The organism is Shimia sp. R9_2, from assembly GCF_017743735.1.
Taxonomy (GTDB): domain Bacteria; phylum Pseudomonadota; class Alphaproteobacteria; order Rhodobacterales; family Rhodobacteraceae; genus Shimia.
This window is the reverse complement of the sequence record NZ_JAGHRO010000007.1, coordinates 241,472-260,088: the sequence shown is the minus strand read 5'-3', so window position 1 is coordinate 260,088 and position 18,617 is coordinate 241,472. Positions and strand designations below refer to the sequence as shown.

The following is an 18,617-nucleotide window of genomic DNA, read 5'->3' as shown; positions in this document are numbered from 1 at the left end:
TACAACACCAAACGACCGCATAGTGCTCTGGGTTACCGCCCACCAGCGCCGGAAACCGTCGTCCCGATGGATCAGAGGCCAGTCATGCACTAACAATCAAACCGGACCACTTGGGTGGGGCTGATCACGGTTCCTTAGAAGCATCGAGTTCCAGCTCTCTAGCTAGAGGCTCGAGCAACTCAGCCCAATCTACGTGGCCCGCAGCTTTGGACGCGCCCGCCCCAAGAAAAACTGCGGCATTTTCGGCACGGATTTCTTCAACGAACTTTTCAACAAACAGAAGAACTTCACGCTTCATGTTTTCTCCTATTCTCAACGAAACCCAATAATAGTTTCGAGAGGCAGCAAAAATAGATGCGAGGCCAGACCTGGCACTTACTTGTAGCTCGCCCGATTTTTGATCGCTTCCTCAATCCAGTCATCGATGCCATTCTGAATGGATGCATAAATTTCTTTGGAGGTGCTGCCTGCTGGGTTCTTCAGTGTTGGAGCAGCGCCGAGAGTTACAAGTTTCCCATCTTCGGAAACCTTAAGATCGGCAAAGGGACTGGTACCCTTCAGCGATGTGTTCCCACCGAGGTCCTTCAGCCCATGAATGTGGATGCCAAGAACACCCTTCCTTTCTTCCCAGGCCTTGCGGATTTCATACCTAACCCAAGGTCTGGTTGCTGTTTCACTGCCGACCAGAACAACAAGATACGACTTTCCTGACATATTGTCGTTGACCCATTTCTTGATCGCCGCATCACCCGTCTTCTTGATCTCTTCCCATTTGTTTGGCGTCACCGAGCTGTTCCCATCCAGTGAGTTCATATTCCGCACCTGTTGGGTCCTTGAGTGGTCGTTCTTGAAATGAAAGCTAAAAAATACTCGCCGCGCCAATTTGTTTCCTTTTTCAAAGTTATTTCGTTTGGTTGAAGGAACGAACCTCTCAACCAAGGATCTTGGTCAAGTTATTCCAATTCCAGCGGTAAAGCTGGCCGGCTCCTTTAACGGGTGTATACTCCCCGTTGCGGTAGCCGATGATTTAAACAACCCGTTTGCCTTGTTCTCGGGCCATTTTTATCTCCTTCAGCACACCAGGAGCTCGGTGGGTTTGAGGGCCAACCATCACGAGTACCACCTTGGCGCGTGCAATCGCCTTGGCCGCTCTTTCTTCCCAACTCCTCTCAGGAGCGGCTTCCTTGAGCGAATGATCAATAACTTGGAAAGGCGAATCCTGACGACGAGCTTGTTGGATGATGAAGTCCTTTAGCCTGCGGTCGTTGTCGAAATCGAAACTCACAAAAATTGGTGTCTTCAAGTGTTTTTCCCATGGAGACGACATATCTCAGATCAACTTAAGGCAGGGCTTTTAAATGATTGTCGCAACCCAGAAACAGTGCCTACATGGACAGAATTGCTCCCGCGCAAGGAGGCGGGCGTGGCTGCGGGTTAGACGCCTTCGCAATAAACGCCATTCGATTGTATGATAGGCGGAAATTCCTTGAGGCGTTCCGTGAAGGGAGGGTAGTTTAGGGAACTGCGGAGGGCGAAATCTCGGAATAAGATAGGATCAAGTTTCCGTTGGTTTTACGTCGTACCTATCTCACGAATTGTGCTTTCGGCTAATGTCCGAAAAGCGGGCTGCAGCCGCAGCATCTTTGGATGATGGTGAATGTCTCCTGTGGGCCGTTCGTGTTACTCCGCAGCGCTCATTATCGTCGGCGCAAATAGTGATTTCTGAAGTGCGACGTCGGTCGTGGCGGGGCTCGTGGCCCCGCCGCTTTCGTTTTGTGGGCCAGGGGGAAAGCGCTGCCTTCCCCCTCGGGCAACCCTATTAGACAAAACCGTGTCCTCGCGCTCTGCGCTGCGGGCCGCACCACTTTTGTCGAATAGCATTGCCTCGCCCCCATCCGCGTTCGCCACGTGGCAGATCAGCAGGAGCAGGCGGCTTCGCCGACTGAACCTGCAAATCAGCCCTGATTTTCCGAAAAGGGAAGTCAGATCAATCGAAACAGCCTGCGGGAGCAAAATGGAGATGTTGGGTCAGTTTATGACGCAAAGGTCAAAGTCGTGTGACGTTCAACATTTGGAAAATGGCGCTCTGGGGAGGATTCGAACCCCCGACCCCTTGATTCGTAGTCAAGTACTCTATCCAGCTGAGCTACCAGAGCGCGGTGAAGGGGGATTTAGAGCCTTGCGGGCGGGAGCGCAAGAGCAAAAAGACAGAAAAGTCAGATCTCACTTCTTTCTGCGCAGATCTGCCTGCAAAGACGTGCCATAGGCGCGGTCGTGGTGCGGCTCACAGCGTGGCAGAGCGGCAAGCTGTGGCAGTAACGCGGAGTTTAACGCGGCTTTGGGCTATCGGGTGTTGCGTCCTTTGCATTCGCTCAAAAGCTGTGCCACTTCAGACGGGCATTATTGAGACTGTGTGACCCGAATGACCAAGCCTTTTTTGTCGAGCAATATCCAGAACCTCGCAGGCACCCGGACGCTGACTTTACCCAAAGAACCCTGGCGCCGCGTGTATAGCAACTTCTTCACCCGGATCCGCGTGATCGTGCTGTCGGTGAGCAGCCTGCCGGCGCTGCTGTCTCTGCCGTTTTTCGGGGTGAGCGAGATCTTTTTCTACCTTATGATCCCGACGCTGTTTTTGACGCATTTTGCTGTGAGAAAGCTGCGCGGGCGGGCCAAGCAGGAAATCACGCGCTATCACAAGGCGCGCGAAAACGAGCTTCTGGGAGAAGAGGAGCTGCAGGCCCTTAATCTGTGCGCGCGGTTCACCTATCGCGATCAGGGCTGGTACCACACCTATGAGAACTTCCCGTTCTGGGACCGCAAGGCAGGCTATGACGATCCGGCGTTTTCCGAGACGCGACCCTACATCACGCTGAAGTTTGACTATTCCGAGCATCTTGCACGCGCGCTGAAGCGGGATTGGGGGATCACCTCCAAGAAGGGCGCTTTGACGATGATCCATGATCTGCGTGACGGCAAACTGCACCGGTGCTCAATTGTGAATATGATCAATCAGGAAGGCTTTGATATTGTCTATGATATTCTGTCCAGCCTGACCGGGGTGCCGCATGACAGTTTTCATCAGGTGTTTTTCCCGGATGAAGATCAGCCGCATGCGGAGGAGACACAGGGGCAGTCACTGGTGGCGGCGCTGGATCAGTTTGGATTGGATGAAGCGGTGTTTCTGGCGGCGATCAGGGACAAATGCGAAGAGTTTGAGGATCCGCAGAGCCTGAAGCTGCATGGAGACGCGCGTGATCAGATGTTCCAGATCGTGCGCCATGTGGGCCGTTTGGCGTTGCGCAATGATCTGCGCAATATGTTCCTGTTTAAGGCGGAGGCGATTGATCAGGTGCTCTATCCGCAGGGCGAAGACGATCTGCTGGCGCTGGGCTGGGGGTTTGATCTGAGCCGGGGCATGTTCTTGCTTCGCAATGCCTATGCCGCGGGTTTCCTGACCCGGGAAGAGCTGCGCAGTGAGCTGCCCGCCTACCGGCAGGTGGCCAGTGCGGTCTTTCCGGATTGGCAGAGCTATTTCTGCAGCGAAGTCATTGGATATCTGTCCTGGAAGATGCGCGACAGCAAACCGGCGGATGCCTATTCCGAGACCTCCGGCGCTGCGGATGAGTGCCACAAAGTGATGGCTCAGCACTTTCCGATCGGGCGTCAGCTGCCGTGGCCAGAGGCAGATGCGGCGGCAAAGGAGGCTTTGGCGCAGGCCTTGGCGGGCAATGACGTGAACCCGTTCTTCATGCCGCAAACGCTTGGCGCGGCTGTTGCGCCGCCGCCGCTTGCGGAGATCAGCCAACCTGAGGGCGCGCTCTTGCACTAAGAGCGCGTTTTTTAGCGTCCGACGAGGCACGAAAGACAAAGGCGCTCAGGTGTCTGGCCTCATTGGAAGGTCGAAGATAGGGGCCAGATGGGCGGTCTTTTCCGGGTTGCGAACGATGTAGATGCCGGTGATCTGGCCGTCTTCGATCTTGAGGGCCGTTGTCTGGATCAGGCCATCCTCGGGCGTGCGGCTGAGGATGGCAGGCAGCCCGTTGAGGTGGCGGAAGTGCCATGGCGAGGGTGGCAGGCCTTCCTGCTTTTGGGCGATGCCAGCAAAGAAGCGGACCAGCCGCTCTCGTCCAGAGATCACACGCCGGGCGGCAATGGCCTTGCGCCGCCATCCGCGATCACTTGCGCGTTCTCTGCAAGGAGACGGGACAAGGCCCCGGCGTCGCCGGTGGGCGCCGCTTGGAAGAAAGCCAGCGTAATCGCTTCGCCCTCTGAGGCGCTGACAGTGCTGCGCGGGCGGGCCTCATGCACATGGCTGCGCGCCCGGGTCACCAGTTTGCGGCAGGTGGCGGGGCTGCGCTCTAGGATTGTGGCCACTTCGTCGTAGTCGACGTCAAACACATCCCGCAGCAGAAACGCCGCGCGCTCCAGCGGGGGCAGGCGTTCCAGTGCCAGCAGCAGCGCGACGGAGACATCATGGTCGGTGCGCTCTGTCGGATCGTCGGTCAGGATGGGTTCAGGCAGCCACTCGCCGGGATACTCCGCGCGCAGATGTTTGGCGGCGCGCAACCGGTCGAGACAGAGGTTGGTGGCAATCTTGATGAGAAAGCCGGTGGGGTCGCTCACATGCTCCCGATTGACCTGTTGCCACCTGATGAAGCAGTCCTGCACGATGTCTTCGGCGTCGCTGACCGAGCCGAGCATACGGTAGGCGACCGCGAAAAGGCGCGGCCGCAAAGAGAGGAAGTCTCTCGTGGAAATCGGGTCCGCCCCGGCGGTCATGCGGCATCTGCCTCCTGCGGCAAATCGTGGGGCATGCGAAACCCGATGGCAATACGGTTCCAACTGTTGATCGCGCAGATCACAAGGGTGAGCGCAGCCTGCTCGCGCGGGGTGAACTGCGCGTTGATTGCGGCGTAATCCGCATCGGGGGCTTGCGTGATTTCAATGCGGGTCAGGGCCTCGGCCCAAGCAAGCGCTGCGGTTTCACGCGGGGTATAGACAGACGCCTCGCGCCAAGCATTGAGCAGATAGAGCCGTTCTTCGCGCTCGCCGTGGGTCTTGGCATCCTGCCAGTGCATGTTGATGCAGAAGGCGCAGCCGTTGATCTGTGAGGCGCGCAGTTTCACCAGCTCAATCAGGCTGTGTTCGAGCCCGCTTTGCTTCAGGAGGGCTTCCTGGTCGAGCAGGGGTTTGAGCAGATCTGGCGCGACCACGAAGTGGTCAAGGCGCTGGGCGTTTTGCGTGGACATCTTTGTCTCCTGTTGTTCGTGACATAAGGAGGACACGTGGGCGGCGGGATTTGTGACATCCCATCGCAAAATTTCTGCACTTTTTTGGCGGCGTGCTGCTGTGAGGCGAAATTTCCGACACTGGCTGCGCTATTTGAAATGTGTCTCCGACCAGAGGCTCAGCGCATCAATGAACACGCGGACCTTGCTGGCGAGGAAGCGGCCACTGGGGTAGACGGCATTGATCGGGGTGGCGGGGGGCTCCAGTGGAAAGCCGGGAAGCACCGGTAACAAGGTGCCTGTATCGAGATCATCGCGCACGGTCCAGATCGGCAGCATGGCGATGCCCAAACCGGATTTTGCAGCCTCTCTGAGCAGGACAAGGCTGCCGACCTGAAACCGCCCGGAAACCGGGATGTCGAGCACCTCATCACCGGTTTTGAAACGCCAAATCGTGCGCTCCGTTTCGGTTTTAAAGGACAGGCAGGTAAGAGTGCTCAGATCTTTGGGGTGGCTGGGGGTGCCGCAATTGGCCAGAAACGCAGGGCTGGCCACAAGCAGAGACCGGCTCATCACCAGCCGTTTTGCGATAAGGCTGGAGCTCTCCAAATGGCCCATGCGGATGGCGACGTCGATGCCGCGGTCGATGAGGTCTTCCATCTTGGCGGAAGTGTGCAGTTGCACGCGCAGGTTTGGGTACTTGGCGAGGAACTCCGGCAGCATCGGCGACAGGAGCGCATTGGCGAGGTCTGCCTCTGCCGTGATCCGCAGCACACCGGAAGGGTCCTGCCCCAGCTGAGACACAGCCCGCCGCGCGGCCTCTGTGTCTTCGGCGATCTGGCGGGCGTGGCGCAGGTAGATCTCTCCGGCCTCGGTCAGAACCTGTTGCCGGGTGGTGCGTTGCAAAAGCCGGGTACCCAGATCTTCCTCCAGTCGGGATATCTGACGGGATACTGCGGAGGGCGTGGTGTGGGTGGCGCGGGCGACAGCGGAAAAGCTGCCTTTGTCCACCACCTGCACAAACAGGCGCAGCAGAGTCAGATCATCCATTTGTTCCCCGTGAGCACATATGATGTTCCAAGTTAGCGACTTATCTCAACTTTGGCATAAATCATATTGAAACCACAGGCGAGACGCCAGTCCGGCGTTGCCATGGCAAGAGAGATGAAAGTGAGTTTGATATGCCTAAAACAATTCTTGTGACCGGTGCCTCCAGCGGGTTTGGGCGGCTGATTTGTGAGACTTTGGCGGGGAGCGGCCATCGGGTTTATGCAACCATGCGCGACACTGAGGGGAAGAACAGCGCCCATGCGGAGGCCCTGCGTGATCGGGGGCTGCAGGTGCTGGATCTGGACGTTACGCAAAGCCAGTCGGTCGCAGCGGCTGTGGATGTCATTGCGGGCAAAGAGGGTCAGATCGATGTTCTGGTCAACAATGCGGGTGTGGCCTCTGCCGGGGTGTCTGAGGCGTTTTCCGAGGAACAACTCGCAAATCTGTTTGATGTGAATGTTCTGGGTGTGCATCGCGTCACCCGCGCTGTGTTGCCTTTGATGCGCCAGCACAAGACGGGGCTGGTGGTGAACATCGGCTCCATCCTCGGGCGTGTGACCTTTCCGTTTTTTGGCCTTTATGGGGCGAGCAAATTTGCGGTGGAGGCAATGACGGACAGCTACCGCTATGAGCTGTCCCAACTGGGGATTGATGTGTGTCTGGTGCAGCCAAGTGCCTATCCGACACAGATGTACGCCAGCGCCGATCAGCCGGTGGATCACAGCCGGGTGGAGGCCTATGGCGAGGTGGGGCAGATCCCTGCGGCGATGTTTGATCAGTTCATGGTGATGCTGTCAGGGGAGCAGGCGCCCAATCCTCAGGATATTGCTGACGCTGTGGCGGATCTGGTGGTGCAGCCCGCAGGCCAGCGCCCGGCGCGGGTTGTGGTGGGCAACAGCTTTGGGGCGGAAGCCATCAACACGATGACCGCGCCGATACAGGCAGACACCATAAAGGCGCTGGGGTTGGAGCATCTTGGCGTGTCGGTCAACACCTGCGGTTGAGAGGCATCTGCGCCCGAAAAACTAAGCCCCGGGGGAGAGATCCCGGGGCTTTTGTCTTTGAACTGAGCTTGCGCGTGCGCTCAATAGAAATGCGCGGTGGCCCCGGCACCGATTGCTGGCCCGTCATAGCGCAGAGTGATTGACTGCAATCCTTGTGCTGACAGGTCATCCAGGCTGAAGGCCCACCAATCAGAGCGCAGCGCTGCGGGGACATGTTTCTTGCGGATCATGGATTGGGTTTGCTTGGTGCCGTCCTCAAAGCGCAGATCGATTTTGATGCGCTGCACTGTGGTTTCGGGGAGATGCAGGGCCATCATCGCGGGCTGGCGGCTGGTCACGTCGATCCGTGTCTTGCCGGATGATGCCAGCGCGGCGGCAGGTGCAGCCAGCTTGGCAGGGTCGTTTTGCAAGGCGCCCAGCAGTTGGCGCAACACACCCGGATTGCGCAGGCCATCTGTGTAGGGCAGCTCCCAGATGACCAGATCATACGGGGCGTCCTCTGTCAGCAGGCCGGCGTTGACCACGCCTTCAATTGCGCCGATGGCCCCGCCGCCGGAAACAGAGTGGTTGATCACATCGGCCTGCAAGGCTCCGCTGATCGCATCAGCCACACGGTAGGCATCTTTCTTATACCGGTTGCTGAAGCTTGACCCCGCCAAAAGGATACGCGGGCGGCCTGTGGTGTCGGCCAGCAGATCGGTCTCCGCGCTTGGGAAGGCGGGGATGATCTGTGTCACTGGAGGAAGTTCTACGCCGCACACCGCCTTCGCCATATCAGCCAGTGAGCCGCGCTCGGAAAAGACCTGCGTTGAGGCGAGATTGGGCTGCACAGGGTGTGTGTCGGCAAAGGCGTCAATCCCGGCGGCTCTGACCTCATGGGCGAGGGCCATCGCGCTTTCGGCCGCGCCCCGCGGTGTCCAATGGGTGTCGTGCCGGTAGTAAAACGCCTCGCGCAGGGTCTCATCACTGATTGCGTGCTCCAGCAGGTTTGGCGCGATCACGCCTGAGGCGCGCAGCAGCTCGATCATCTGGGTGAAAGACGCGCTCACCGCAGCCACATCAAAGTCGATCTCTTCTTTGGCGAGGGTCTCCAAGGTGGATTGTCCGGCGATCAGCGGGCGGGGCGGGGCCATCAGAATGGCAAGCCGTGTGCCGCGCGCCTCAAACGCGGAAGCGATCTGCGACAGCAGATGGGCGGCCTGCGCATCAGGCAGATAGGTGGTGTCCATCTGGTCGGCGGTGATCACCCAATCGCTTGGCGACCCCGAGAGGACAGGGGCCAGCTTGCGGTATTTCTTGGGCATGGTGTCAGGCGAGCGAAACTCTGAACACAAGGGCTCGGCATGGGCTGTGGTTGCGCAGATGCTGGCGGCGGCGAGGGCGGCAAGAATGTGTTTCATGGTGTGGTGCTCCAGGTGTCAATGTAGCGTTCAGGGATTTCCCAAAGGACGATTCGCGGCTGGGTGGTGATCAGTTGCCCGTCTGACAGAAAGCGCTCCATCGGCGTGAACGGGCCACGTCCTTCCATGGCGAAAGACAGCACCTCCGCCTGCAGGCTGGATTTCAGGAAACCTGTGAAGTGAAAATCCTGACGCGCCGAAAAGCTGGTGCCGACAAGGGCAACCGGCGTTTTGATGTCGTCAAAGAGGCCGAGCGCTTGGCTGGACGTGGATTGGGTTTCATAGGTGTTGATCTGCTCGGGTGCGGGGCCAACGTAGGGCCGCCAGATGCCGGTATCGGCAAAGGCCAGCAGATCCCCGTCAAAGCTGCGGGTGCCGGTGTGTCGCGTCTCAAACGGCGTCGGGTTGCTGATTTCACCGGCGAGGGTTTTAGACAAGGCCTGCGCCACGTTGCGCGCACCTTCGGGGCTCCAATGGGTGTCTGTGCGCATGAAGGCATTTGGCCCTGAGAGCGCTGGGCGCATATCCAAGGTGCGCAGCCCTTCTGCGGCAATCATCTGCAGCAGGTGGTCATAGCGCTCCGCAAACTGCGCAGAACGGGTGCGGGGCAGGGCATCTGCCATCATGCGGATTTTGTCCGGGAGGATCACTGGCACCAGTTCAGCGCCCATCGCTTCAATCGGCGACTGTGCAGCGCGTAGCGCTGTCAAAAAGTCTTGGCTGGCTTTCGGCGGCATCAGCTCTTCTGACGTGAAGAGGACGCCGTTGGCCCCGGCCACCGCGCCTTCTGCCATTTCCGCAAAGAGGCCGAACTTCAGCGCGGCCCAAGTTTGGCGCAGGGAGGACCGGAGAGGGAAACTGTCGTCAAACCGGCTCTCATATTGGCGCTGGGCGGCACCAGAGAGGACATTGGCCTCAAGGCCTGCGAGGGGCGCTTTGGCAATCATCCAGATCCCCGGAAGGAGCGTCAGTGCAATAAATCCGGCGACAAAGGCCTGAGTGTGGAGGGAAGGGCGAAACGACATCACAGGGCTCCGTCAAAACTGAAAATAGAGGAAAGGGGCCTCGCCGCGCGCCTGAATGACCACAGCGCAGAGCAGGAACAGGGCCGCGCTGCGCAGGCGGGCTGAGGCGGACCAGAGCGCGCTGCTGCGTGGCATCTGCAAGGCAGCTTGCCAGAAGGGACGCACAGAGAGGGCAGCGCCGAGGATCAGGCAGGCAAGCTCGGTCGGGCGGAGCAACAGGGCGCTCTCAGGTGACAGCAGGTGGCCGTTTACGCCGATCATGCCGCCATAGATGCCAAAGGCGTGGCTTACCGTGTCGGCGCGGAACATCACCCAGCCGATCAGCACAAACACCATGGTCAGAGACCAGGCGAGCGTGCGGGGCCAGACCGTGGCGCGGTGCTTGGCGCCCAAGGCGCGCTCAATCGCCATCAAGCCGCCGTGCCACAGCCCCCAGAGCACGAAGGTCCAGTTTGCGCCATGCCACAGGCCGCCCAGAAGCATCGTCAGGATCAGATTGCGATAGGTTTTTACCGCGCCCCCGCGATTGCCACCCAGCGGCACATAGAGGTAGTCGCGCAGCCACGTGGACAGGCTGATGTGCCAGCGCCGCCAGAATTCCGTGACGGATTGGCTCACGTATGGTGCGTTGAAATTCTCCATGAAGCGAAAACCGAGCATCAAGCCCAGCCCGATCGCCATGGCGGAGTAGCCTGCGAAATCAAAAAAGAGCTGGATCGCGTAGGCCGTCGCACCAAGCCAGGCTTCGGCCATGGTCGGAGCGCTGAGCGCAAACATCCGGTCCGCGAGCGGGGCGACGCTGTCTGCGATCAGGATCTTCATCGCCAGACCTGTCACAAAGCGGCGCACACCTGTGACGAAATTTGCCAGAGAATGGGTGCGGTGCTCAAACTGATGGGCGAGATCCTTGTAGCGCAGGATTGGCCCTGCGATCAGCTGTGGAAACAGGGAAGAAAACGCCAGAAAATCCACAAGCCGCGCGGCGGGCGGGGCGTCGCCGCGCGCCACATCCAGAATGTAGCTGATGGATTGAAACACCAGAAACGACAGCCCGATTGGCAGAACGATCTCCGGTAGGCTGACACCGCCACCGGGTGTGGCCCCTAGGCGGGCAAGCGCGTCATTGTAGGAACCTGCGATAAAATAGGCGTATTTGAACCAGCCAAGGATCAGCAGATTGATCGCAACACCCAGACGCACCGCCCAAAGCCGCCGTGATACCGCGCGACTGTGTGTTGCCACAGCCCCGGCCACATAGCTGATGGAGGCAATGGCCAGTACCAAGGCGAGGTAGCTCACTTTCCACCAGCCATAAAACACGCAGCTTGCGATCAGCAGCACCAAGGTGCGGAAGCGCGGGGGCGTGAGGTAATAGATCAGCAGAAAGACGGGCAGGAAGCCGAACAGGAAGATGGGGGTGGAAAACACCATGGCCACGCCCTCAGTTGGCTGAGAGAACAGGACCAAAGCTGTTCTCAATCAGGCGCGCGCTATCAGCATTTGCGATGAAGCTCATGTTTTGTCCGCGCGACAGCGACAGATCAAAGGTGCCGAGCAGCGCGCCGTCGCTGACGCGCTGAACCGCCAGTGTCACCGCGATGGGGTTCACAGCCCGACTGGCCGCCGCGCCCGCGGGCACCGCCGCAATCACCTCGGTCTCGCGCGTGGGCACAATCAGGCGCACCGGATCTGTTCCGGTATTCACAAGAATGAGGTGCACCTTGGCGGCGGTCTCCCGCGCTGGTTCCTCTATGACAACAGGGGCGGATGGACTGTCGGCGAGGCTATAGTAGCTGCCCGCGCGCACCCCGCTTAAATTGGCGGCGCTGATGGCCACATATGTGTCATCTGGGGTCTCTGCTATTGGCAGTTGCTGCCCGGCGAAAGTTACCGCGCTGCCAGCGGCGTCAAATTCCGCCAGCACACGGACAAACACCGCATCTTCCGGCGCGGGAGCCTCATAAAGCGCCGCCTCCTCTGCGCGCAGCGGCAAGATCGCGGTTCCGATGGCCATAAGGGCGGCAAGTATCGTCTGAGGTTTAAAAAAGGGCATCGTCCGGCTCCAAATCGCTGTCCCAAACTGGATAGCGCGGGAGGAGCAGGCGGAGGGACGGGCAGCTGGTTAGCCGTATTGCCAAAAGTATAGGCAAACCCGCCAAAGGAGAGGCGTGGGCCGGTTTTTGGGCGGTCGTGCTGCGAAGGGGGTAAATGGTGGCGGGTGCCGTTGGGTATGGCTTCTATTTAAAATATAGCATTGTGAATATCTCGAGGCGGGGCTGATGAGGAGTACATAAATGATTCACGGTCTCGTTCCCACCTGTATTTGGCAATAACTCCCACCAAAGCACGCGCTTCAGTTTAAGTCCTCGGAAAGCAAATATTTTAAAGAATGCGCACAACGAACCGTCTCACGGCATTGCTTCTCGGGTCATTGGGGTAATTTGACGCGGGCAAAATGGTTGAAATTATTGCATATAGGAATCTCAAAAGCGGTATATGATGATTCCAAAGGTTGTACACGTTGATTTAATCAAAAAAAGAATCCAGCACAGATGAAAGCAATTATTAGCTGAGCTTTCAGGATTTTATAAATGCTTAAACTTATTGAAATTGCCGACGCAGCTTCTCGAAGCTGGGATATGATAATCGTTGGAAGCAGTTTTGCCTGCATGTTCTTTTTAAGAGCGCTGCCATCCAACTTTCGTGTCCTGATAGTTGAAAAAGGTCCCTGGGCCAGTCATGCCGATACGCTCGACGTCCGAAGCCACGCAAATGCATTAGAAACAATTGCAATGGATAACCTGTCAGCTCACAAAAAGCTCTGGGTTGCCCACTCTAAATTTGGTGGAAATTCAAATTGTTGGTGGGCGCAAACGCCTCGCTTCCTTCCGGATGACTTCATGCTTTGGTCGAAATTTGGCATCGGAAGGGACTGGCCAATCACCTATGACACTTTGGAGCCTTATTATTCTGAAGCTGAAGCGATTATGGAGGTTGCCGGTGATGGGCGGGACTTTCTGCACCCCATGTCCCGACCATATCCGTATCCAAGCCATTCTCCAACGCGCCATGAATTTCGACTTCGCGCCGACAGCTATTGGGTCCCAAATGCGACAGCACGCAGCAACGGTGGTCGCCGCGCAATCTGCTGCGGAAATAATGTCTGTGGACTATGTCCAATAGATGCCAAATTCGCGATTTTGAACGGTTTGGAATTGTTCAATCGCGATAACACGTTTTTGCTTCTTGATAGTGAAGTCACTCGGGTGCTTGACCTGGCGCGCACTTCGGTCAGCGGTGTGGAAATACGACAACGGACGAATGGCTATAAGGTCAAAGCTGACAGAGTTGCGTTGGCCGCCAACGCGTTTTTTAATGCATCCATTCTGCTGAGATCTGGAGATGAAAACCCGAGCACGGGGCGTTACATCCACGAGCAGGCCTCAAAAAACATAAGCCTTACAGCGCCGGGGCCGGGGTATTATGGCGGCACGTCGATCACTGGGCACAATTATAAGTTCTACAAAGATGCTGACCGCGGGGCCCGCGCGGCCGTATTGATCGAGAACTTCAATATTCCTGCCATACAACTTGTGCCGGGTGCCGTTACCAACACCATGAACATCAAACTGATCGCCGAGGACATACCTCAGGCAAGAAATCAGGTGGTTTTAGATGATCAAGGCGTTCCAAAGGTGATTTGGTATGGCCATCATGACTATGCTTACAGCGGAATAGACTACGCGGCGGCAAACCTGTCTGAGATTTTCCCTTGGCCTGTGTCTGTTGTGAACGCGTCACCAGTAAATGTAACCGAGGCGCATATCCAAGGTACCTGCCGTATGGGACACAGCGGCGACGAAAGTGTTGTCGATGCAGATCTGCGCAAACACGGCAATGACAACCTTTGGGTCCTTGGCGCAAGCGCCTTTCCATCCAGTTCTCCAGCCAATCCGACATTGACGTTGTCCGCGCTCTCTTTGAGGGCAGGAAGCAAGGTGACATGATGAAAAGGCGTGTGTTCCTTTTATATATGCCAGCGGCCGTCATCGCGGGAGGCGGGACGCTCGCACTCCGGCGCGGTTTGGCGGTAGAGCACGCCATCATAGAGCGGTTTTTTGGAAAGGAGATCGCGCAACACACGACGACGCAGGAGTTTCTGCGGTCCTACGTGGCGCCAGACGTTGGATTGGTTCGGCAGGCGAAAGCCTTCATCAAGTCAGTGCTTGGGGAAACCTCAAGACGACGCGAACAGCACTTGCTTTTACAGCTTGTTCAGTCAACCAACGTTGTTTTGTTTGCCGAGGGTCGCGTTGAAGACTACGAGTTTTCGGGCATTTCTGATCCATATGTCTCCCCCTGCGCCAATCAACTAACGTCAAATTGGTTTGTGGATGTTGGGGGGTGAGTGATCTGCCCGATGCGAGAGGTCTCGTTTGAATGTGAGCGTCTGATTGGCTGGGGGCTTCATTGTGGGGGGAGCACAATACTTGCCTTTTTGAGCCGCGTTGCAGGGCTTCAAGCACCATGATGCACAGGTGGTATTTTCGACCCTTTGCCGACAAAGGCACGAGGAAAGGAGTGTGGTAAGCTGGTCTGTCCAGAAGGGTGGTACAGTCTGTTATACCGAGCCAGTTAGGCGGAAATCTGTTGATCCAGCGCTGTCAGTGCCTTCCGTCCGCTAAGGAAATAAGTGGAGGCGAGTACCGGAATCGAACCGGTGTACACGGATTTGCAATCCGCTGCGTCACCACTCCGCCAACTCGCCATCCGTGGTGTTTGGGATCTCCCAAAAGTGGCGCATAAATGATCCGAATCTGAGGCGGGTGCAAGCCCCTTTTTCAGAATGCTGCGCAATCCTGTCACAAAAAATTAATCGCAAGCGGGCCTTATGAGGCGGCCTCCTTTGCGCAGACATGCCACAGGTGACGCAAAAGACCGATCGACTCCGTTGCTGTGACTGCGCAGTTGTGGCAAGACTTTTGCAGAGAGTCTCCTTCCATGGGATTGAAATGACTGACTTCGCTGAACTTCGCACCACCATGGTGGACACACAGGTCCGCCCGTCAGACGTGACAAAATACACGGTGATTGAGGCCCTTCTGGAGGTGCCGCGTGAAGCGTTTGTGCCGACAGGGCAGCGCGCCGCGGCTTATGCCGACACCTGCGTCTCGCTGGATTCGGGGCGGGTGGTGCTGGATGCGCGCACATTTGCGAAGATGCTGGACGCGCTGGATATTCAGAACGAAGAGCTGGTGCTCGATATCGGCACCGGGCTGGGGTATTCCTCCGCGGTCATCGCGTGCATGGCGGAGGCGGTGATTGCCGTTGAGGATGATGAATCCCGCGCTTCTGAGGCGCAGACCACCTTGAGCGAGCAGGGCGCGGACAATGCGATTGTGCATACCGGCGCGCTTGCTGAGGGCGCAGCAGAACACGGCCCCTATGATGTGATCCTTTTGCAGGGCGGCGTTGAAGAGCTTCCCGCAACGATTCTTGTACAGCTCAAAGAAGGCGGCCGGATTGGCGCCCTGTTTGTGGAAGGTGCGCTGGGGGTTGTGCGCATCGGGTATAAAATTGATGGCCAGGTCAACTGGAGCTTTGCGTTTAATGCAAATGCGCCGGTCTTGCCCGGTTTTGAGAAACAGCGCGCTTTTGAATTATAAGCAAAACAGGCACCTTGCGCGGACAGAAAAAGAGGCAGCAACAATGTTCCACACTTTCAAAAAAACGGCCCGGCATGGCATGCTAGCGCTCTCGCTGACCGTTGGGTTGAGCGGGTTTGCTCAGGCGCAGACGCTTTCAGACGCGCTGGCCACCGCTTATGAACACAGCGGTTTGCTTGAGCAAAACCGTGCGTTGCTGCGTGCGGCCGACGAAGATGTCGCGGCCTCCACCGCCTTGCTGCGTCCGATCATCAACTGGTCTGCCAGCATCGACCACGACTACAGCGCCAACCGCTCCAGCGCGACCGGCAACCGCCGCGTCACCGACTGGGCGACCAGCAGCTCTGTGGGCATATCCGCGAGCATTTTGCTCTATGACAGCGGCGCGACCAAAAACGCTGTGGAAGCCACAAAAGAAACCGTGCTGGCCACCCGCCAGTCGTTGGTTTCTGTAGAGCAGCAGGTGCTGTTTGACGCGGTACAGTCTTTCATGGACGTGGTGCGCGACAAGGAAATCGTAGAACTGCGCATCAACAACCTGCGCCTTCTGGAGCGCGAACTGCAGGCCGCACAGGACCGTTTTGAGGTTGGCGAAGTGACCCGCACCGACGTGGCGCTGGCCGAAGCACGGCTTGCCGGCGCGCGCGCCTCCTTGGCGGCAGCACAGGGCGATCTCGCAGCCAGCGAAGAATTTTACGCAGCCGCCATCGGGTCGCGTCCCAACAATCTTGTGACCCCGACCTCTCTGCCAAGTGCGGCCAATTCGATCGAAGAAGCCAAAGCCGTGGCCATCCGCTCGCACCCGGACATGCGCCGCGTTCAGCACGAAATTCTGGCGGCTGAGTTCAACGTGAACCGTGCGCGCGCGGTTATGAACCCGTCGCTGAGCTTTGAATCCTCGGTGGCCACGACCCAGCGCTTTGACAATGACAACTACAGCGAAGGTGCAAATTTCGGAGTTGTGGTCTCCGGCCCGATCTATCAGGGCGGCCGCCTGTCAGCGCTGTTGCGCCAGAGCATGGCACGCCGCGATGCGGTGCGGGCCTCCTTGCACCTGACACGCCACAATATCCGCCAGCAGGCCGGCACGGCATGGTCGCGTTTTGTGGCTTCTGGTTCCCAGATTCAGGCCAGTGGCCGTCAGGTGGATGCAGCTCGGATTGCATTTGAGGGCGTCCGTGAGGAAGCCAAGCTGGGCGCACGTACCACGCTTGATGTTCTGACCGCAGAGCAGGATCTGCTCGACGCGGAAGCAGATCGAATCACCGCACAGGCGACACAGATTGTGGCTGCCTATGGCGTGCTTTCCTCCATGGGTCTGCTGACGGTGGATCACCTGAACCTGCGCGTGGAGCGCTACGATCCGGAAGCTTATTACAACCTGGTTAAAGACGCGCCAGCGCTGCGCTCAAAGCAGGGGCAACAGCTGGACCGTGTGCTGCGAGCCATTGGGAAAGAATAACAATTTTTCCTATCTGTTGTGCCGTTCATTCCCAATCGTTACACTCTCGGTGAGGTAAGAGCGGTAATCAACGATGTCTGACGCGGTAACAAATACTGAAATCGAAGATGTGTTGTCTTCCATTCGCCGACTGGTTTCTGACAACCGGTCGGTTGATGCACGGGATGACGATGCGTCTGAGGACGCGGCCGCTCCGTTGTCTGCCTTTCGTGGCGAGGCTGAGGCTTCGACTGATGCCCAGACAGATGCTGACGAAACAGCGTCTGCTGCGGATGCGCCGCTCGCGTTGGTGTTGACACCGGCGCAGCGTGTGCCGGAAGCAGATGACCTGCCGGAGGCTGATGTAGAGAGCGCTTCAGCTGAGGGTGAGGAGACGCTGGCGTCGGCTCGTCAGGCGGATGAGTTTTCTTTTGATGCGGATATTGTGCGGGCCTCCAAAGAGGATCCTTACGAGCCGAAAGACCCTTTTGCATTGTCCCCGCTGGAAGCCGAAGATGACCTCGACATCGCGGCTTTTGCAAATGAAGCCCTCTCAGACAGCGATGAAGATGCTGTCGAAGAGGAGGCGTTTTCCTCTGTCGAAGATGTGGTAGAGACGGCGGACGCTGAGGCCGAAGGTGACGCGGCCGAGGTGGCGGAGGAGGCGGCAGATCTGCCTCAGGAGCCGATCGAGGAAGATCGGCCATTTGACTTCAAGCAAGTTCTGGAAACACGCATTCATCAGTTCCGTGATGCTGAAACCGTAGAAGATGTTGCCGCCATTGATATGGCAGCAGCAGAGCGGGCGCATCATGAGGAGGATGTCGTTGCGGCGGAGGCCATGATGGCGGATCTGGAAGGCAAGATACACGAAGAGGTCGTGCAATCCACAGAATTGCCCGGCATCGAAGATCTGGCGGAGACGCTGGAAGAGGCCTCTGAAATCGACGAGGCAATGCTGCGCGAGATGGTGGCAGACATTGTGCGTCAGGAGCTTCAGGGCGCGCTGGGCGAACGCATCACGCGCAATGTGCGCAAGCTGGTGCGGCGTGAGATCCACCGCGCGCTGGCCGCGCATGATCTGGGCTGACCGGCGATACGGCACCACTGCTTCTGCGCCTTGAGAGCACAGATGTTTTGCCTGCTTCATACAGCGATGAAGTCAGTGATCTACCAGTGATACTGCGACTGGTTTCGGTTTTTGTGCATGGTATTAGAAAACAAAAAACGCGCCCGTTTTAGGCGCGTTTTTTGTTTGGCAGCTTTGGCTTGCCTCAGGCGGCTTCAGCCTGAGCTGCGGCATTGCGGCGTTCGCTTTCTTCACGCGACAGCGCAACAGATGTGCGGACACCTTTGCCGACAAATTCCATCAGCCCTTCGACCACGCGTTCGTTCGGGTCGATCCCGGCGCAGGACAGCACTTCACGACCGTCGCGAGAGCGCGCCCAACGCGCGATTTGCTCCGGACCATTGCCGTATTTTTTGTCATCCGCAATGGCATCATCCAACGCAGCCAGGACAACTGCCGCAAAAAGCTTGCGAGCCCGGTTGCCTTGTTCATTGTTGTAAGCCGCTGCATCAACGAAATCGGTCATCTCGTCGTCCTTGTGTTATTGCTCTTGTGTTTTTCGGCGTGCCGCTCCTTATGAAGCATTCCGCGCGATTCGGGTAGCCTGTTTTTGCATAGCTTTCATGCACTCAGCGCATATCGCCTGAAAATTGGGCTTCGCACTTGGCCTCCTTGCCAGCTGCGGACTGGCCAGATATAGGATGCAAAACAACTCAATCAACCTTTTTTCT

19 protein-coding genes and 2 tRNA genes are annotated in these 18,617 nt (G+C 57.7%); 7 read left to right on the top strand and 14 right to left on the bottom strand.

From position 1 onward, the window contains the following. Positions 1-124: 124 nt before the first annotated feature. The 4 genes from J7400_RS16905 to J7400_RS16890 form a co-directional block, all read right to left on the bottom strand. Positions 125-298: a hypothetical protein gene (locus J7400_RS16905; RefSeq protein ID WP_209065250.1), complete on the bottom strand. Its 174-nt coding sequence runs from the start codon at positions 296-298 to the stop codon at positions 125-127. Between the two features lie 77 nt (positions 299-375). Then, entirely contained in the window at positions 376-882 is a 507-nt protein-coding gene (locus J7400_RS16900; protein WP_209065269.1) for a TIR domain-containing protein, read from the bottom strand. Between the two features lie 145 nt (positions 883-1,027). Further along, the gene (locus J7400_RS16895) at positions 1,028-1,303 is read right to left on the bottom strand and encodes a TIR domain-containing protein (protein ID WP_209065249.1); all 276 of its coding nucleotides are present in this window, start codon (positions 1,301-1,303) and stop codon (positions 1,028-1,030) included. Positions 1,304-2,079: 776 nt separating this feature from the next. Then, positions 2,080-2,156, bottom strand: a tRNA-Arg gene (locus tag J7400_RS16890). A 266-nt stretch (positions 2,157-2,422) separates the two neighbouring features. On the opposite strand from J7400_RS16890, the gene J7400_RS16885 reads away from it, so the two are divergent. Then, positions 2,423-3,832 (top strand): DUF1266 domain-containing protein, encoded by a 1,410-nt coding sequence (locus J7400_RS16885; RefSeq protein ID WP_209065248.1) that lies wholly within the window; start codon positions 2,423-2,425, stop codon positions 3,830-3,832. 45 nt (positions 3,833-3,877) lie between these two features. Here J7400_RS16885 and J7400_RS21230 read toward each other — a convergent pair whose 3' ends face one another. From J7400_RS21230 to J7400_RS16870, 4 genes are all read right to left on the bottom strand, one after another. Continuing rightward, a complete protein-coding gene (locus J7400_RS21230; protein WP_247738867.1) occupies positions 3,878-4,141 on the bottom strand; it encodes a hypothetical protein in 264 nt (87 codons plus the stop codon). Then, entirely contained in the window at positions 4,138-4,782 is a 645-nt protein-coding gene (locus J7400_RS16880; RefSeq protein WP_247738866.1) for a sigma-70 family RNA polymerase sigma factor, read from the bottom strand. Before J7400_RS16880 ends, J7400_RS21230 begins: the two co-directional genes overlap by 4 nt. Further along, on the bottom strand, positions 4,779-5,252 hold the full coding sequence (locus tag J7400_RS16875; protein WP_209065247.1) for a carboxymuconolactone decarboxylase family protein: 474 nt from the start codon (positions 5,250-5,252) through the stop codon (positions 4,779-4,781). Before J7400_RS16875 ends, J7400_RS16880 begins: the two co-directional genes overlap by 4 nt. A 129-nt stretch (positions 5,253-5,381) precedes the next feature. After that, positions 5,382-6,281 (bottom strand): LysR family transcriptional regulator, encoded by a 900-nt coding sequence (locus J7400_RS16870; protein WP_209065246.1) that lies wholly within the window; start codon positions 6,279-6,281, stop codon positions 5,382-5,384. A 131-nt stretch (positions 6,282-6,412) separates the two neighbouring features. Between J7400_RS16870 and J7400_RS16865 the strand changes: the two genes are divergently transcribed. After that, positions 6,413-7,285 (top strand): SDR family oxidoreductase, encoded by an 873-nt coding sequence (locus tag J7400_RS16865; protein ID WP_209065245.1) that lies wholly within the window; start codon positions 6,413-6,415, stop codon positions 7,283-7,285. Positions 7,286-7,365: 80 nt separating this feature from the next. On the opposite strand, the gene J7400_RS16860 is transcribed toward J7400_RS16865, so the two are convergent. The 4 genes from J7400_RS16860 to J7400_RS16845 are packed head-to-tail and all read right to left on the bottom strand — an operon-like array spanning position 7,366 to position 11,763. Then, the gene (locus J7400_RS16860) at positions 7,366-8,685 is read right to left on the bottom strand and encodes a hypothetical protein (protein WP_209065244.1); all 1,320 of its coding nucleotides are present in this window, start codon (positions 8,683-8,685) and stop codon (positions 7,366-7,368) included. Beyond that, entirely contained in the window at positions 8,682-9,710 is a 1,029-nt protein-coding gene (locus tag J7400_RS16855; RefSeq protein WP_209065243.1) for a hypothetical protein, read from the bottom strand. Before J7400_RS16855 ends, J7400_RS16860 begins: the two co-directional genes overlap by 4 nt. Before the next feature lie 12 nt (positions 9,711-9,722). Beyond that, a complete protein-coding gene (locus J7400_RS16850) occupies positions 9,723-11,141 on the bottom strand; it encodes an MBOAT family protein (RefSeq protein WP_209065242.1) in 1,419 nt (472 codons plus the stop codon). Between the two features lie 10 nt (positions 11,142-11,151). After that, complete coding sequence (locus tag J7400_RS16845) at positions 11,152-11,763, bottom strand: alginate O-acetyltransferase AlgF (RefSeq protein WP_209065241.1); 612 nt, start codon at positions 11,761-11,763, stop codon at positions 11,152-11,154. Between the two features lie 538 nt (positions 11,764-12,301). Between J7400_RS16845 and J7400_RS16840 the strand changes: the two genes are divergently transcribed. Both J7400_RS16840 and J7400_RS16835 read left to right on the top strand, forming a co-directional pair. Continuing rightward, positions 12,302-13,717: a GMC family oxidoreductase gene (locus tag J7400_RS16840; protein WP_209065240.1), complete on the top strand. Its 1,416-nt coding sequence runs from the start codon at positions 12,302-12,304 to the stop codon at positions 13,715-13,717. After that, the gene (locus J7400_RS16835) at positions 13,714-14,118 is read left to right on the top strand and encodes a hypothetical protein (protein WP_209065239.1); all 405 of its coding nucleotides are present in this window, start codon (positions 13,714-13,716) and stop codon (positions 14,116-14,118) included. The genes J7400_RS16840 and J7400_RS16835 overlap by 4 nt, the downstream gene beginning before the upstream one ends. Positions 14,119-14,404: 286 nt before the next feature. Here J7400_RS16835 and J7400_RS16830 read toward each other — a convergent pair. Continuing rightward, positions 14,405-14,478: transfer RNA gene (locus J7400_RS16830), tRNA-Cys, on the bottom strand. Between the two features lie 244 nt (positions 14,479-14,722). On the opposite strand from J7400_RS16830, the gene J7400_RS16825 reads away from it, so the two are divergent. The 3 genes from J7400_RS16825 (at position 14,723) to J7400_RS16815 (ending at position 17,907) form a co-directional block, all read left to right on the top strand. Further along, the gene (locus tag J7400_RS16825) at positions 14,723-15,376 is read left to right on the top strand and encodes a protein-L-isoaspartate O-methyltransferase (RefSeq protein WP_209065238.1); all 654 of its coding nucleotides are present in this window, start codon (positions 14,723-14,725) and stop codon (positions 15,374-15,376) included. Positions 15,377-15,419: 43 nt separating this feature from the next. After that, positions 15,420-16,838: a TolC family outer membrane protein gene (locus J7400_RS16820; RefSeq protein WP_209065237.1), complete on the top strand. Its 1,419-nt coding sequence runs from the start codon at positions 15,420-15,422 to the stop codon at positions 16,836-16,838. 73 nt (positions 16,839-16,911) lie between these two features. After that, positions 16,912-17,907: a hypothetical protein gene (locus tag J7400_RS16815; RefSeq protein ID WP_209065236.1), complete on the top strand. Its 996-nt coding sequence runs from the start codon at positions 16,912-16,914 to the stop codon at positions 17,905-17,907. 184 nt (positions 17,908-18,091) lie between these two features. Here J7400_RS16815 and J7400_RS16810 read toward each other — a convergent pair whose 3' ends face one another. Beyond that, positions 18,092-18,412 carry a DUF6280 family protein gene (locus J7400_RS16810; RefSeq protein ID WP_209065235.1) on the bottom strand — a complete coding sequence of 107 codons (321 nt, stop codon included), beginning with the start codon at positions 18,410-18,412 and terminating at the stop codon, positions 18,092-18,094. Positions 18,413-18,617 lie beyond the last annotated feature (205 nt).